Source organism: Salinispora vitiensis (assembly GCF_000378825.1).
Taxonomy (GTDB): Bacteria; Actinomycetota; Actinomycetes; order Mycobacteriales; family Micromonosporaceae; genus Micromonospora; species Micromonospora vitiensis.
On sequence record NZ_KB900388.1, the window covers coordinates 3,959,223 to 3,973,322 of the forward strand.

Sequence of the window (14,100 nt, forward strand, 5' to 3'; positions counted from 1 at the left end):
CGCGGAACCTATGGCAGTATCTCCTCCGTGGAAAGCTTTCGCTCCTATGACGGCACCGAGCTGGCTTATCGGTCAGTCGGCTCCGGTCCTCCGCTGGTCTGCATCCCTGGTGGCCCGGGGCAGGCGGTGGAGTACCTGGGAGAGCTGGGTGGGCTTAGCAGCTGTCGCACCCTGATCCTGCTGGACAACCGGGGCACTGGCGCCTCGAGCGTCCCCGCTGACCCGGCCACCTATCGTGTCGATCGCTTGGTTGACGACGTCGAGGCACTACGGCAACACCTGGGCTTCGACAGCGTTGACCTGTTCGGGCATTCCGCCAGCGGCGGGACCTGCCTGCTCTATGCCGCCCGGCATCCGGAGCGGCTGAACCATCTGGTGCTGGTCGCCCCGTCGCTGCGGGTGGTCGGGTTGCAGTCGGACATCGAGGTTGACAGCGTGCTGGCCGGGCGGGCGCATGAGCCGTGGCACCATGCCGCGGTGACGGCGCTGCATGCGGAGGCGAAGAGCCGGGAAGAGCTTGAGCGGTACCGCTGGCAGGCGGCGCCCTTGTTGTACGGCCGCTGGAATTCGGCGGCTCAGGCGCAGGCAGCGGCCGAGCCGGTCCAGTTCGCGCAGGCCGCCACCGACGGGTTCTACGAGGAGTACCAACCCGACCCGACGCTGCCCGCGCGCCTGGCGGAACTCAGCGCACCGACCCTGCTGCTCGCCGGTGAGTACGACATTTGGCCGACCGTCGCAGCGGTACGGCAGCTCGCCACTCTGTTCGACAACGTTGAGCTGGTGACGCAGTCGGGATGCGGCCACTTCCCCTGGGTCGACGATCCGGCGGCCTTCGTGGCATCAGTCGAGGCGTTCCTGGCCAGCTGATGCCGCTTCTTAAGGGCGTTGGATCGTCGTCGGCTTGGTCCTCACCGAGTTCCTTGTCTGAAGGTAGGCAAGGGGAGAGTTGTCGCTAAGCGGAGGGCTCGGGGCGGCCTGCCTCTTTACCCTCCTCGTGCTGATGCTGGCGGATCTCAAGTTGCCGCAACTCATTGCCCCAGTAATGCTTGAGTAATGGAGCGGGTACGCCTATCAGTCTTGCTGCTTGCTGTACATGTACCCGGAGGTACGGCATTATGGTCGGGAGGCCGGCCTGGTGAGCAAAGTCGTCAAGAACCTGATCCGTCGGCCTGTTGACCGGTGTGGTCAGGCCGAATACCGCCGCAACGTCGACCTTGATCACTGCTTTGCTTCCGCGTAGCTCTATCTGCGCGCGGAAGATGAACTCACCGTTGGATAGTGCCTGCTGGACATGTAAATCTGAGGAGTCACCGTCGACCGGTATCTCTTGCATGTCAAAGCCGTCACGTCGCCGTGCTGTTACCTCGTAAACGCGCACGTTCTCGAGGCTGAGAAGCGAGGTGAATTCTGCGGCGGTGGTGACAGTTTTTGGGGTCATGAAGCCAGTTTGATCACGGGGTGAAATTCGGCGGGAGTTTCCATCTCGTCGCTTTCGCTGTCGACGGATGCTGGTATGTGGTAGCTCGCCTTCCAGGATGCGGCAAGGCCAGAAACCTCTACTATCAGTCGCACTCGGCCGCCCGACGCCCTCGCGTAGCGTTGGACGGTGGAGATTCTTGGATCCCCGCCGGCTCGTTCAAATTTCGAGACGGCCGACTGAGTTGTCTCCATCTCGCTGGCCACGTCCGCCTGGGTAAGGCCTTGACCAACCCGCAGACCGACGAGTGTGTCGATCAGGCGTTCGACGTCTCGGGCGTCTTCCAGGGCGGCCCGAATGTGAGGATTGTCCGAATCTAGGCCGAGTAGACCGAAAAGTTCGTTCCCCATGTCGTTGGCTCCCCTTGGTTGCCGCCCAGCGTATCGCCTAGAAGCGATAATGACACTACTTGTCGTGTCGTGATTGCCAGTCACGGAAACGATCTACCGCGATGTCGACGTGGCGACTCTCGTTCTGGCGCTGCTTCTGGAAAAAGTGGAGCGCCAGTAGTACCAGGTTGGTCGCCCCCTCGCCGTAGGCCAACCTCAGTCGCCGTTTGCCTACCCGGACGCGCACCTCGAACACCCCATCGCGCAGCGGCTTGACGTCGCCAGGTCGGGTGCGCCCTTCGGAAACCCGATCCATGATCGTTTGGAGCTTGGCGGCCTCCGCCTTCGTGAGCCTGGCTTTAAGGATCTCTCGGCGCACCGGATCACCCGCGCCGGGCGCCTCGTAGAAGTCCCAGTGTCGGCTCATGTGCCAGGGCCCGGTGCCCTGGTCAACCAGGCCTGGAAGTGTGAACTAGACCATGCACAAGGCATGGCCGACAGCTTCGTCGATAGAACGCTGAGTGTCCAACTCGGTCCGGTCTGGTGACGTAGGCAAAGGCCAGGGCCGATTACTGCCGTGAAGGCAGAGATCGGGGTCGTGACCGCCGGAAGTAGTGGACCGCGGTCAAGCGGTGGCGGCCCGGCTGTCGCCGTCGGTTGGCGGGGGATTTCCTGGACGGGCCCGGCGGGCACCGGGAGGCGGTAGAACGGGGGCATGAGGAAGACGGTGGCCCGGGAGGCGGTCGAGAAGCGACGTCCCGCCCGTGCCTGAGAACCTGTTCGACGAGGTCGGCACGCTCCTGCGTACGGCGGCTGACCAGGTTGTGCTGCCGTTGTTCCGGCGGCTGGACGAAGCCGATATCGAGGAGAAGGCCCCCGGCGACCTCGTTACCGTCGCCGACCGGCGGGCGGAGGAGCTGATCTCCGCGGGTCTGCGCCGGCTGCGGCCCGACTCGGTGGTGGTCGGTGAGGAGGCCGTCGCCGAGGACCCGGAGCTGCTGCGGCACCTGGACCGGGCCGGTCCGGTCTGGCTGGTGGACCCGATCGACGGCACCAGTAACTTCGCGGCCGGTCGCCCGCCGTTCGTGTTGATGGTGGCCCTGCTGATAGACGGAGAACCGAGCGCCGCGTGGATGCTCGACCCGTTGGTCGGCACGCTCGCCGCCACGCGTCCCGGAACGGGGGCGTACGTGAACGGGCGTGCGGTGCGTACGGCCGGAGCGCCGGCTGACCTGGGCCAGCTACGGGGTGCGGCGATGTCCCGCTACCTGCCGGCGGCCCTGCGTCCACGGGTGGAGGCGGCCGGGGCGCGGTTGGGCGAGCTCCTGCCCGGCCAGCACTGCGCCGGGCGGGAGTATCTGGACCTGCTCCTCGGGGTGCAGCAGTTCGTGCTCTACGGGCACACCCTGCCCTGGGACCACGTACCCGGCACTCATCTGGTCCGGGCCGCGGGTGGGGTCGCCCGGCGCTTCGACGGGGCTGAGTACCATCCGGGCGTCGAGGGGCAGGGCCTGCTCGTCGCGGTGGATGAGCGGGTCTGGGCAGCGGTCCGGGAGGCGTTCTTCGGCGGCGCGTGACGACCTGCACCACCCAGCGTCAGCACGTATCGAACCTGCCGATTGAGGGGTCCTCGCAGCGGCGGTCGGTCCGGTATCGTGACCGACGGTCTCCGCCCGCTGGCCGCCGCGCGGCGCCGGTGGGACCGCCGACCAGCGGGGTTCGTGGGGGCTGACGGCAGCCGGGAAGGATCCACCGTGCGCATAGTTCTGCCCCGTGAGGGTTCCCGTTCGCTGACTGTCCTCGCGGTGGCGGCCGCGGTGGCCGTGGCGGTGCTGCTCGGCGCGGTGCCGGCCCAGGCCGAGCCCAATGAGGGCGGCAGCGAGAAGTTGCGGGATGCGCTGACGGCCGCCGCCAAAGCGCACATCGACGCCACCGCCGAGCTGAAGAACTCCAAGCGTCGGCAGGAGGAGCTGACCACGGAGCTGAAGGCGGTCGAGGTGCGGCTGGCTGACCTGACCGCCCAGGTGGGCGAGGTGGCCGCACAGTCGTACCGGTTGGGTCGGCTCGGCCCGGTGGCGACGTTGTTGGAGAGCACGTCGCCCGACGAGTTCCTGAATCGGGCGATGAACCTGGACGTGATGGCCCAGCGGGACGGCCGGCGGGTGCGCGAGCTGACCGAGGTCCGGGAGACGGCGGAGAACGCCACGATCGCGATTGACTCCGAGATCCGCGAGCAGGAGAAGCAGCTCGACGTCCTGGCCAAGAACAAGAAGGCGGCGGAGACGGCGCTCGCCGCGGTCAGCTCGGGTGGCGGCTCCGGGTTCGGTGGCGGTTCGGCCAGTGCCGAGCCGGCGCCCCGGAACTCGGACGGCTCCTGGCCGTCGGAGTCCTGCTCGGTCAACGACCCGACCACCTCCGGCTGTATCTCTCCGCGCACCTTGCACATGCTCAAGCAGTCCCAGGCGGACGGTTTCAAACGGTATGTCTCCTGTTACCGCAGCGGCGGCGGTGGCGAGCACCCGAAGGGGAGGGCGTGTGACTTCTCCGCCGCCTCTGGTGGGTTCGAGAACGTCACGGCGACCGGCGGCGACAAGGCGTACGGTGACCAGCTGGCGACCTACCTGAAGAACAATGCGAGCCGACTCGGCGTGATGTACGTCATCTGGTATCGACAAATATGGATGCCAAATACCGGTTGGCGAGCGTATAGCGGCGGCGGGAGCCCCGCCGCTGACCACACCAATCATGTTCATGTTTCGATGTACTGACTCGGTCGGCCAGCCTCGCTGCGTACTATCGCGCGGGTGAACTCTGCCTCGTCCCAGACTCCCGTCCGGTCGACCCGACTCGGGCCGGCGACCGGTCCCGCCCTGCCCAAAGGGCTGGCCGCGTTTCTGGTCTTCTTCTCCAGCGGCGCGGTTCTGGTGCTGGAGACGGCCGCGCTGCGCCTGGTCGGCCCGTACGTCGGGGTGACCCTCCAGGTGACCAGTTCGGTGATCGGCATCGCGTTAGCCGCGATCGCGTACGGGGCATGGGCCGGCGGATGGCTGGCAGACCGCCGGGACCCGCGTACCCTGCTGGCCCCGGCGCTGGTGCTGGCCGGTATCGCCACCGCGGTGACCCTGCCCGCGGTCCGGTACGCCGGGGAGGTGCTGCGGGGCGGGGCGGCGTCCGCGATCCTGCTGCTCGTCGCGCTGGCCGTCTTCGTGCCGGCGATGCTGCTGTCGGCGGTCACCCCGATGGTGGTCAAACTGCAGCTGTCCGACCTGCGCCGCACCGGCCAGGTCGTCGGCCGGCTCTCCTCGATCGGCACCCTGGGTGCGGTCACCGCCACCCTGGTCACCGGCTTCGTGTTGGTGGCCGCGCTGCCCAGCACGGTGATCCTGCTCGGCCTGGCGGTCTCCCTGGGACTGAGCGGGCTGATCCTCGGCGGGTGGCTCCGACGGACGGCGGGCGAGCAGCTGACCGGCCCGGCCCGGTTGTCGGCCAGCCTGGCCGTGCTCGGCCTCCTCGGCGCCGGTCTGACCACGGTTGCCCCGAACCCGTGTGACATCGAGACGGCCTACCACTGCGCCCGCGTCGAGACCGACCCGGGCCGGCCGGGCGGGCGTACGCTGCTGCTCAACTCGGCCCGGCACTCGTACGTGGACCTGGCCGACCCGACCCACCTGGAGTTCGCGTACACCCGGTGGATCGGGGCGGTCGCCGATGTCATCGCACCGGCGGGGCGCCGGCTGGACGCGCTGCACCTAGGCGGAGGGGGCTTCACCGTGCCGCGGTATCTGACCGCCACCCGGCCGGGCACCGAGAACGTGGTCTTCGAGATTGACGGCGGGCTGGTCGAGTTGGGCGAGGAGAAGCTCGGCCTGCGGCAGGGGCCGGAGCTGCGCGCGGTGGTGGGGGACGCCCGGATGCTGGTCGCGGCGGAGGCGGCGGAGAGTCAAGACCTGGTGGTGGGGGACGCGTTCGGGCATCTGGTGGTGCCGTGGCATCTCGCCACCCGGGAGATGGCCGCTGAGATCCGCCGGGTGATCCGTCCCGGCGGCGGGTACGTGCAGAACGTCATCGACTATCCACCCCTGCGCTTCATCCGCAGTGAGGTGGCCACCGTCGCGGCCGAGTTCCGGCAGGTGGCCCTGATCGCCCCGCCGGCCGCGCTCGCCGGTGAGCAGGGCTCCAACTTCGTCATTGTCGCCTCGGACGCGCCGTTGCCGCTGGCCGCGATCCGGGAGCGGCTGAGCGAGGTTGACCCGGGCGCGGTCGTGCTGGACGGCGCGGCGCTGCAGGAGTTCGTCGGCGACGCCCTGGTGTTGACCGACGACTACGCCCCGGTGGACCAGCTGCTCGCGACCGCGTGATCGCCGCCGGCCGGTGGGCCCTGGCCGGAGTCAGTCGAGCGCAGCGAACGACTGCACCTGCTCGATGCTGCCCTCCACGATTAGCATGCTGCCGGAGGTCAGTTCGGTGTCGTCGGTGGCCGCCTGGAACCGCTTCCCGGCCAGTTTCGCCGCCACCACCCGTACTCCGTGGCGGTCCTCCGGGTTCAGCTCGCGCAGTGGGCGGCCGGTGAGGCTCTCCGGGGTGCGGACCTTGGCGAGCGCGAAGTCGTCGCCGAACTCCATGAAGTCCAGCATCCGGCTGACGATGAGATGGGCCAGCCGTTCGCCGGCCTCCGCCTCGGGGAAGATCACGTGGTGCGCACCGACCGAGGTGAGGATCTTCGCGTGCTCCGGCGAGCGGGCCCGCGCCCAGATCTGTGGTATCCCCAGGTCCACGAGGGCTAGGACGGACAGGACGCTCGCCTCCAGCGAGGCGCCGATGGACACCACGGCGCGTTCGAGGTCTTCCGCGCCGAGCTGTTGCAGTGCCCCCTCTTCGGTGGCATCGGCCTGCACCACCCGGTCGATTCGGTTGGCCCACCGCTGCACCCGCTCCGAATCATGGTCGATGGCGAGTACCGGATGATCGAGCTGCACGAGCGTGTCGGCGACCTGGGAGCCGAAGCGTCCGAGCCCCACCACGATGACCCCGCTGTGTTGATCTGTCCTAGCCGACAAGGGGTTGCTCCTCCGGGTAGCGGTACATCCGTCGTCGGGTGTTCAGCGCGAGTGCCGACCCCAGGGTGAGTGACCCGACCCGGCCGATATACATCAGGACAATAAGTACATATTGTCCACCGTCGGGTAAGTCGGGGGCAGTGCCGAGGGAGAGGCCCGCCGTACTGAAGGCCGAGGTCACCTCGAAGAGCGCCACATGGTGCGGCATCCCCTCGGTCAGCAGGATCAACATCACCGTGCCGAGGGTCACGATGGCCACGCCGAGCAGCGCCACCGTGACCGCCTGCCGCTGGCTGGCCGTGGCGACCCGGCGGTGGCGGATGGTGACATCGGGCTCGCCCCGCAGTTCGGCCCAGATCACGAAGGCGAGGAGGAAGAAGGTGCTGACCTTGATGCCGCCGGCGGTGCTGGCGCTCCCGCCGCCAATGAACATCAACGCGATGATCAACGGGATGCCCTCCTCGCCGAGCGCCTCCACGTTGATCACATTGAATCCACCGGTACGAAAGAATGCGTTCTGGGCGAACGTGGCGAGGAGCTTCTCCGGCCACGAGCGGATGCCCAGCGTGTACGGGTTGGACCATTCGGCGGCCAGGAGGGCGAGGAAGCCAACGACCAGCAGGGTCACGCCGCCCCAGATGGTGAGCTTGGTGGAGATCGACCAGTGCCCCGGCCGCCGCCGGCCGCGGACGGCCTCGAACAGGGCCGGGAAGCCGAGCCCGCCGAGGAGCGCCCCGAACGCCATCGGCAGGATGAGCCAGGCGTCGCTGGAGAGCCCGATCAGCCCGTCGCTGTAGAGGGTGAAGCCGCCGTTGTTGAAGGCCTGTACGGCATGGAAGAGGCCGACCCAGAGCGCCTCGCCGAAGGGGTGGTCGTACCGGCCCCACAGGCGCAGGGTCAAGATGATGGTGATGATCGCTTCGGCGGTCAGTGAGACGAGAGCGATCCGAAACAGCAGCCGGCGGACATCACCGAGGCCGAACTGGGCGGTCTCGGCCTGCACGAGTAGCCGGTTACGCAGCCCGAGTCGGTGGGATACCAGCAGGATGACCAGGGTGGCCCCGGTCACGATGCCGAGGCCGCCGATCTGGGTGAGGATGGTGATCACCGCCAGGCCGAAGCCGTTCCAGTAGTTTGGCGTGTCCACCACGGCCAGGCCGGTCACCGAGACCGCGGAGGCCGAGGTGAAGAGAGCGGTGGCGAAGGGCGTGTACCGCTGCTGGCCGGTCGCCCACGGCAGCATCAGCACGAGGGTGCCGATGAGGATCGTGGTGCCGAACCCGATCGGCACCAGCCGAACGGGGCGCCGCAACAGCCAATGCACCCGACAATCTTCACTTTTCGCCGTCGGCGGTGGGGTGGAAATGGCAGTCAGGAGGGCCGGCCGGCGCCGATAAATCGGTCTTCTGCGGGCGCTTCAGGCTGACCTGTGGCCGGTGGCCCCCCGGTACGCGCGGACCCCGCTAATCTCCTGATCGACGGCGGCTTCGAAGGGGGCAGTGGATGGGCGAACGGCTGGCCGTGATCAGCGGGGGCGGCACCGGGATCGGGGCAGCCACCGCGGAAGCGCTCGCCGTTGACGGTTTCGATGTGCTCGTCGTGGGCCGGCGGGAGGAGGCGCTGCGGGCCACCACGGCTCGACTCTCCTGGGATCTCGCCCGACCCGGCGCAGTCCGGGCGGTGGTGGCGGACCTGACCGACCCGCAGCAGGTTCCCCGCGTCGTCGAGGCGGTCGAAGGCCGGGCCGTCGACGCGATTGTCAACAACGCCGGCGGCTATCTCGGTGGGGAGCCCGACAGCCTGGCCGGGGTCGCCGAGCAGTGGCGGGCCAACCTCGAGGCGAACCTGCTCACCGCCGTCCTGCTCACCGAGGCGCTGCGGCCGGCACTGCGGCGCCCCGGCGGCCGGGTGGTTCTGGTCAGCTCGAGCGCGGCGCAGCGGGGCGGCGGTGGGCCGTACTCCGCGGCGAAGGCCGCCCTACACGGCTGGGCGTACGACCTTGCGGTGCGGCTCGGGCCGGAGCAGATCACGGTCAACGTGGTCAGCCCCGGGTACGTCGCCGACACCGAGTTCTTCGGTGGCCGGATCACGCCCGAGGGGCACGACCGGCGGGTCGCGGACACGCTGGTCGGGCGGGCCGGTACCCCGGCCGACGTCGCCGCGGCGGTCCGCTACCTCGCCGGCCCATCCGCCGGCTACGTCACCGGGCAGGTACTCGGGGTCAACGGCGGGTCGGTCCTGGGCCGGTGATGGCGGCAGACCCTCGTCGCCGTCCGCTCACTCGCCCAGGATCTCGTACGCCGCGTCCGGCGCCGGCGTCACGTCGCCGGTGGGGGAGGCGACCGCCGGGGCGTCGCCGTAGTCGTAGTACCGCACCAGGTACTCGACGGCCGGTTGCTCGTCCACGGCGGGGAGTTCCATCGTCAGCGTGTCGAGGTGTCCGTCGCCTCCGACCACCGCGGTGAACGGGATCGACGTCGCCTGTTCGCCCAACGCGGCGACGTCCACCTCCGCCACCGCTTCGGCGACCTCCGGCCCAGCGGTCAGGTCGACCGTGCCGGTGTACGCGCCATCGGCCTGCTGCTGCACCGCATCGGCCGCCCGAATGATCACGCCGGCGTTGCCGATGTCGGCGCCGTCATACACCTGCGGGTTCGACAGCTTGCTCTGGTCCAGCTCCATCCACTGCTGCGGCAACTCGAGTAGTTCGTTCAGCTCGGCCGCGTCCTCGAAGTGCACCTTCAACCAGGAGCGCTGGTCAACTACCCGGAAGGACATCGCCAGGCTGAAATCGGCCTCGTTCTCGGCCTCGTCTTCGTTCTCGGCCCCGGCCTCAGCCTCGGCCGGGGCGATGTTCAGTTCCATCCCCTTGCCGGTTGGGTCGACGGCCCCGGTGATCCGCCGGCCGGCGGCGTCCACGCCCGAGAAGCGGAACGCCGGTGTCTCCTCGCCCGGCACCGCGGCGAGCAGGGCGTCCTTCGGCTCGGGGGGCGGTGGCGGCTCGCTACCAACCGATCCGCACCCCGCCAGCAGAACACCGGCGGCCAGGACGGTGGCTGAGCCGACGGTGACCCGCCGGGCCCGGGGGGTGGCGCAGGTTCGCCGCGTCATGCGTGCTGCCTCTCCAGCTAAGGGACTACCGCAGTCGATCCTCACATAGCCGGGTAGGCCGACGGCCGCCGGCCAGCGCGGGGACACTGGTAGAAATGCCGGATGGGCCAGGATCGAACGGCGGTACGCGAGCAGGCTGAGGCAGTCCTGCAGCGGTTGGCCGGAGCGCACGCCCGGCTCCGTGAGGACCAGTGGCGGGCGATTGAGGCGCTGGTGGTGGACCGACGGCGGGTGCTCTGCGTCCAGCGCACCGGTTGGGGTAAGTCGGCGGTCTACTTCGTCGCCACCGCGTTGCTGCGGACCGCCGGCGGACACGGACCGACGGTGATCGTCTCCCCGTTGCTGGCGTTGATGCGCAACCAGGTCGACGCGGCCGCCCGGGCCGGGATCCGAGCCCGGACCATTAACTCCGCGAATATCGACGAGTGGGACGAGATCACCGGGGAGATCCACGCGGGGGCGGTGGACGTGCTCCTGATCAGCCCGGAACGGCTCAACAACCCGGACTTCCGGGACACCGTACTGCCGAAGCTGGCCGCCACCACCGGGCTGCTCGTGGTGGACGAGGCGCACTGCGTCTCCGACTGGGGGCATGACTTTCGCCCCGACTATCGCCGGCTGCGGACGTTCCTCGGTAACCTGCCGGCCGGTACGCCGGTGCTCGCCACCACGGCCACCGCCAACGCCCGGGTCACCCAGGACGTCGCCGAGCAGCTTGGTGCGGCGTCCGGGGCCGAGATGGCGTCCGGGCCTGATGCGGCGTCCGGGGCCGGTGCGGGGCCCGAGACCCTAGTGCTGCGCGGCAGCCTGGACCGGGAGTCCCTGCGACTCGGTGTGGTTGACCTGCCCGGCCCGGCGCACCGGCTGGCCTGGCTCGCCGATCACCTGGATGAACTTCCCGGCTCCGGCATCATCTACACGTTGACGGTGGCCGCGGCGGCGGAGACCGCCGAGTTCCTCCGGTCCCGGGGCTACTCCGTGGCCTCGTACACCGGCCAGGCCGACGACGCGGATCGCCGCGCCGCCGAGCAGGATCTTCTCGACAACAAGATCAAGGCGTTGGTGGCCACTAGCGCGCTCGGGATGGGTTTCGACAAGCCCGACCTCGGGTTCGTGGTACACCTCGGTGCGCCACCGTCGCCGATCGCGTACTACCAGCAGGTCGGCCGGGCCGGCCGCGCCGTCGCCCACGCCGAGGTACTGCTGCTGCCCGGCGGTGCCGAGGACGCCGCGATCTGGCGGTACTTCGCCGCGCTGGCCTTCCCGCCAGAGGATCAGGTGCGGTCGGTTTTGGCCGCCCTGTCCACCGACCGCCCCCGCTCCACACCGGCGCTCGAGCCGATCGTGGATCTGCGCCGTACCCGGTTGGAGCTGATGCTCAAGGTTCTGGACGTTGACGGTGCGGTCCGCCGGGTACGGGGTGGCTGGATCGCCACCGGTGAACCCTGGACCTACGACGAGGCCCGGCTGCGTCGGGTCGCCGCGGCCCGTACCGCCGAACAGGCGGCGATGCGGGAGTACGCGACCACCGCCGGCTGCCGCCTTCGCTATCTGCGGGAGTGCCTGGACGACGCTGCGGCAACCGACTGCGGTCGATGTGACCGGTGTGCCGCACCGACCTTCGCCGTGGGGCTTTCCGAGGACACCCTACGGGCGGCCGAGGCGTTCCTCGGCCGCTCCGGCGTCGGGATCGCCCCCAAAAAACTCTGGCCGACCGGCCTCGCCGCGGTGGATGTCCCCCTGCGGGGGCGGATCGCCCAACCCGAGCAGGCGCTGCCAGGTCGGGCCATCGGGCGCCTCTCTGACCTCGGCTGGGGCGGGCGGTTGCGCGAACTCGTCGGGCCGGGCGCGGTCGACGTGGCGGCGCCCGACGATGTGGTTGCCGCCGTGGTGGAGGTGCTCCGGGAATGGGCGCACGGCACTGACCCCTGGCCGCGTCGCCCCGTCGGGGTGGTCGCGGTCGGCTCCCGTCACACCCGACTGGTCTCCTCGCTCGCCGGGCGGATCGCCGCGGTGGGGCGAATGCCACTGCTCGGCACCGTCGCGGTGGCCGCCGGGGGCGGAGCACGCGGCAACAGCGCCCAACGGGTACGCGCCCTGTACGGCTCGGTGACCCTGTCGTCGGAGCTGGCCGGCGCCCTGGCCGGACTGGCCGGGCCGGTGCTGCTCGTTGATGACCTCGTCGACTCGGGGTGGACCATGACGATGGTGGCCCGGGAACTGCGTCGCGCGGGAGCGCCGGAGGTGCTTCCGCTTGCCCTGGCGGTCGCCGGTTGAGGGCTCAGTCCGGTTGGTGGATCGGCCGCTGGGCCAGGTAGCGCAGCAGGTCCCGGATGTGGTGCTTCTCCTCGACCGACACCGCCGGGTCGGCGAGGCGCTCGAGGATCGCCCGGATATCTGCCTCGAGCGGGCCGTCGTTGCCGCACCGGGGCGGCGTGGAGCCGACCTCCGGCAGACCGAGAGCGCGGAAGGCGGCGGCGACGGGTAGGCCGAGCGCGACGCAGAAGCCCCGTACCTTGGCCAACTCGGGGTAGTCGTGCCAGTCACCGGCCAGCCAGCGGAAGACGGTGGAGCGGCCGACCCCCGTCTGGGCCGCCAGGTCGGTCACCGTCCAGCCGCGCTCGGCGCGGGCATTGTCGATGGCGCGCCGGACGAAGCGGGCGAACGCTGCCTGCGCGGTTCCCTTTCCCGAAGCCATCCCAGCTGATCTTCCTTCCCTCGGCCTGGCGCGGCCTTCGCATCATCGAGAATCGACATTCGACAGTGCGTGGTCTGAGGGTAGTACGCCAGTCCCCGGTTGAGGACCGGCCACTGTGGATGGAAGAGTCAGTCGGCCGGTTTGATGGTGGGGGCCGGGCGGCTGGTCGCACTGGTCGCCGTCGCGCCGGCCGGCTCGCCGAGCAGGGTCGCCAGCCGCGGAGTGACCCGCCAACCGTCGACCAGGGCCCGGTACTGCGACCAGTGCTCACCAGTCGGGGGCGCCCCGGTGTGGCGGGCCCGGATGAGTAGGTTGCGCGGCGTGTGGCGGGAGTCGACGAACTCGACCACCTCGGCCCGGTAGCCGTGCAGCCGCAACAGCCCGGCCCGGACCGCGTCGGTGAGCACGTCGGCGAAGCGCTCGCGGAGGATGCCCTGCCGAGTCAGCAGCTCGTACGGGGGTGGGGTGGGCTCGGAGCGGAGCTGGGCGGCGAGGTCGTGGTGGCAACAGGGAGCCGCGAGCACCCAGCGAGACCCCCACTGCACCGCCCGCGCGAGCGCCTCGTCGGTGGCGGTGTCACAGGCGTGCAGGGCCAGCACCAGATCAGGGTTGGGCCCAACGGCCGCGTCGGTGATCGTTCCCGCCACGAAACGCACCTGATCGGCCCAACCCAGCCGGCGCGCCAACTCGGTGTTGCGTTGGCGCTGGTCCTCGCGGATATCCACGCCGACCAGGTGGACATCGATGCCCTGTTGGGTCAACCAGCGGTACGCGGCGAAGGTCAGGTAGGCGTTTCCGCAGCCCAGATCGGCCACCCGCAGCGGCCCGTGGAGCCCCTCCGGTAGCGTCGCGGCGAGCGCACGCAGAAAGGCGTCCACCTGCCGCCGCTTGGCCGCCGACCCACCGATCACGGTGAAGATCGGGTCACCGGGATCGAGCAGGTGGGCCTTCGTCCGGTCGTGGCCGACCGGCTCGGATACCGGCTCGGTCACCGGCGGGGCCGCCGTACGGTGCACCTGCGCCGCACCCGATTTTGTGACCCGGAGCTGCAGGGTCGTCGTTGCGGTCTCGACGTGCCAGTTGCCGAAGGGTTCGGCCAGCAGCGCGTCCACCGCCGCCTCCGCTTCCGTGCCCCGGGCGAGGTTGCGGGTCCGCGGCGCACTCCCGTTCGCGGTGATGACTTGGAGGCGGGGCCCGGATTTGAGGGCGACCGGCCGTAGCTCCGCACGGTGCACCGACGGGCGAAGCCCTCGGCGACGCCCAGCGGCCACCGCCCGGTTGAGCCCGGCGTCGAGCAGCAGGGTCCGCACCTCGGCGAGCGCGGCGGGCAGGGAGTCCGGCATGGTGTCATCCTCCGGGGGGGGGGGTGGGCGGTGGGCGCTCAACAGCAGGCGGTCGCGCGGGCCGTCTACTGGCGGGAGCTGGCTG

The 14,100-nt window shown here is 69.8% G+C and carries 14 protein-coding genes; 6 read left to right on the forward strand and 8 right to left on the reverse strand.

All coding sequences use genetic code 11. From position 1 onward, the window contains the following. Positions 1–27: 27 nt before the first annotated feature. Positions 28–867 carry an alpha/beta fold hydrolase gene (locus SALPAC2_RS0118740; RefSeq protein WP_033661823.1) on the forward strand — a complete coding sequence of 280 codons (840 nt, stop codon included), beginning with the start codon at positions 28–30 and terminating at the stop codon, positions 865–867. 85 nt (positions 868–952) lie between these two features. Here the strand turns inward: SALPAC2_RS0118740 and SALPAC2_RS27365 are convergent, their stop codons facing one another. From SALPAC2_RS27365 to SALPAC2_RS25050, 3 genes are read right to left on the reverse strand one after another with little or no spacing between them, the layout of a single operon-like run. Then, positions 953–1,438, reverse strand: coding sequence for a hypothetical protein (locus SALPAC2_RS27365; protein ID WP_162561367.1), 486 nt, complete (start codon positions 1,436–1,438; stop codon positions 953–955). Beyond that, on the reverse strand, positions 1,435–1,827 hold the full coding sequence (locus tag SALPAC2_RS26390) for a helix-turn-helix domain-containing protein (RefSeq protein ID WP_080636949.1): 393 nt from the start codon (positions 1,825–1,827) through the stop codon (positions 1,435–1,437). Before SALPAC2_RS26390 ends, SALPAC2_RS27365 begins: the two co-directional genes overlap by 4 nt. A 55-nt stretch (positions 1,828–1,882) precedes the next feature. Continuing rightward, complete coding sequence (locus SALPAC2_RS25050; RefSeq protein ID WP_018218174.1) at positions 1,883–2,233, reverse strand: type II toxin-antitoxin system RelE/ParE family toxin; 351 nt, start codon at positions 2,231–2,233, stop codon at positions 1,883–1,885. Positions 2,234–2,570: 337 nt separating this feature from the next. Between SALPAC2_RS25050 and SALPAC2_RS0118750 the strand changes: the two genes are divergently transcribed. From SALPAC2_RS0118750 to SALPAC2_RS0118760, 3 genes are all read left to right on the forward strand, one after another. Further along, positions 2,571–3,383 carry an inositol monophosphatase family protein gene (locus SALPAC2_RS0118750; RefSeq protein WP_018218175.1) on the forward strand — a complete coding sequence of 271 codons (813 nt, stop codon included), beginning with the start codon at positions 2,571–2,573 and terminating at the stop codon, positions 3,381–3,383. A gap of 177 nt (positions 3,384–3,560) precedes the next feature. After that, complete coding sequence (locus SALPAC2_RS0118755) at positions 3,561–4,574, forward strand: coiled-coil domain-containing protein (RefSeq protein WP_026184888.1); 1,014 nt, start codon at positions 3,561–3,563, stop codon at positions 4,572–4,574. A gap of 36 nt (positions 4,575–4,610) precedes the next feature. After that, positions 4,611–6,164, forward strand: coding sequence for a fused MFS/spermidine synthase (locus tag SALPAC2_RS0118760; RefSeq protein WP_018218177.1), 1,554 nt, complete (start codon positions 4,611–4,613; stop codon positions 6,162–6,164). A gap of 30 nt (positions 6,165–6,194) precedes the next feature. Here SALPAC2_RS0118760 and SALPAC2_RS0118765 read toward each other — a convergent pair whose 3' ends face one another. Together SALPAC2_RS0118765 and SALPAC2_RS0118770 are read right to left on the reverse strand one after the other, a co-directional pair. Beyond that, positions 6,195–6,863 (reverse strand): potassium channel family protein, encoded by a 669-nt coding sequence (locus SALPAC2_RS0118765; RefSeq protein WP_026184889.1) that lies wholly within the window; start codon positions 6,861–6,863, stop codon positions 6,195–6,197. Further along, complete coding sequence (locus tag SALPAC2_RS0118770; RefSeq protein WP_018218179.1) at positions 6,853–8,187, reverse strand: TrkH family potassium uptake protein; 1,335 nt, start codon at positions 8,185–8,187, stop codon at positions 6,853–6,855. The genes SALPAC2_RS0118765 and SALPAC2_RS0118770 overlap by 11 nt, the downstream gene beginning before the upstream one ends. Positions 8,188–8,366: 179 nt before the next feature. Here SALPAC2_RS0118770 and SALPAC2_RS0118775 point away from each other — a divergent pair, with 179 nt between their 5' ends. Continuing rightward, entirely contained in the window at positions 8,367–9,113 is a 747-nt protein-coding gene (locus SALPAC2_RS0118775) for an SDR family NAD(P)-dependent oxidoreductase (protein WP_018218180.1), read from the forward strand. 27 nt (positions 9,114–9,140) lie between these two features. On the opposite strand, the gene SALPAC2_RS0118780 is transcribed toward SALPAC2_RS0118775, so the two are convergent. Next, positions 9,141–9,974, reverse strand: coding sequence for a hypothetical protein (locus SALPAC2_RS0118780; RefSeq protein WP_018218181.1), 834 nt, complete (start codon positions 9,972–9,974; stop codon positions 9,141–9,143). A 102-nt stretch (positions 9,975–10,076) separates the two neighbouring features. Between SALPAC2_RS0118780 and SALPAC2_RS0118785 the strand changes: the two genes are divergently transcribed. Then, positions 10,077–12,251 carry a RecQ family ATP-dependent DNA helicase gene (locus tag SALPAC2_RS0118785; RefSeq protein WP_018218182.1) on the forward strand — a complete coding sequence of 725 codons (2,175 nt, stop codon included), beginning with the start codon at positions 10,077–10,079 and terminating at the stop codon, positions 12,249–12,251. A gap of 4 nt (positions 12,252–12,255) precedes the next feature. On the opposite strand, the gene SALPAC2_RS0118790 is transcribed toward SALPAC2_RS0118785, so the two are convergent. After that, complete coding sequence (locus SALPAC2_RS0118790; RefSeq protein ID WP_018218183.1) at positions 12,256–12,672, reverse strand: helix-turn-helix domain-containing protein; 417 nt, start codon at positions 12,670–12,672, stop codon at positions 12,256–12,258. 128 nt (positions 12,673–12,800) lie between these two features. Beyond that, positions 12,801–14,015 carry a class I SAM-dependent methyltransferase gene (locus tag SALPAC2_RS0118795; protein WP_018218184.1) on the reverse strand — a complete coding sequence of 405 codons (1,215 nt, stop codon included), beginning with the start codon at positions 14,013–14,015 and terminating at the stop codon, positions 12,801–12,803. Positions 14,016–14,100 lie beyond the last annotated feature (85 nt).

Excerpts from the sequence above, each read along its gene's own strand:
- SALPAC2_RS27365 (WP_162561367.1), bottom strand. The coding sequence starts at position 1,438 with ATGACCCCAAAAACTGTCACCACCGCCGCAGAATTCACCTCGCTTCTC.
- SALPAC2_RS26390 (WP_080636949.1), bottom strand. The coding sequence starts at position 1,827 with ATGGGGAACGAACTTTTCGGTCTACTCGGCCTAGATTCGGACAATCCT.
- SALPAC2_RS25050 (WP_018218174.1), bottom strand. The coding sequence starts at position 2,233 with ATGAGCCGACACTGGGACTTCTACGAGGCGCCCGGCGCGGGTGATCCG.
- SALPAC2_RS0118775 (WP_018218180.1), top strand. The coding sequence starts at position 8,367 with ATGGGCGAACGGCTGGCCGTGATCAGCGGGGGCGGCACCGGGATCGGG.
- SALPAC2_RS0118780 (WP_018218181.1), bottom strand. The coding sequence starts at position 9,974 with ATGACGCGGCGAACCTGCGCCACCCCCCGGGCCCGGCGGGTCACCGTC.
- SALPAC2_RS0118785 (WP_018218182.1), top strand. The coding sequence starts at position 10,077 with ATGGGCCAGGATCGAACGGCGGTACGCGAGCAGGCTGAGGCAGTCCTG.
- SALPAC2_RS0118790 (WP_018218183.1), bottom strand. The coding sequence starts at position 12,672 with ATGGCTTCGGGAAAGGGAACCGCGCAGGCAGCGTTCGCCCGCTTCGTC.
- SALPAC2_RS0118795 (WP_018218184.1), bottom strand. The coding sequence starts at position 14,015 with ATGCCGGACTCCCTGCCCGCCGCGCTCGCCGAGGTGCGGACCCTGCTG.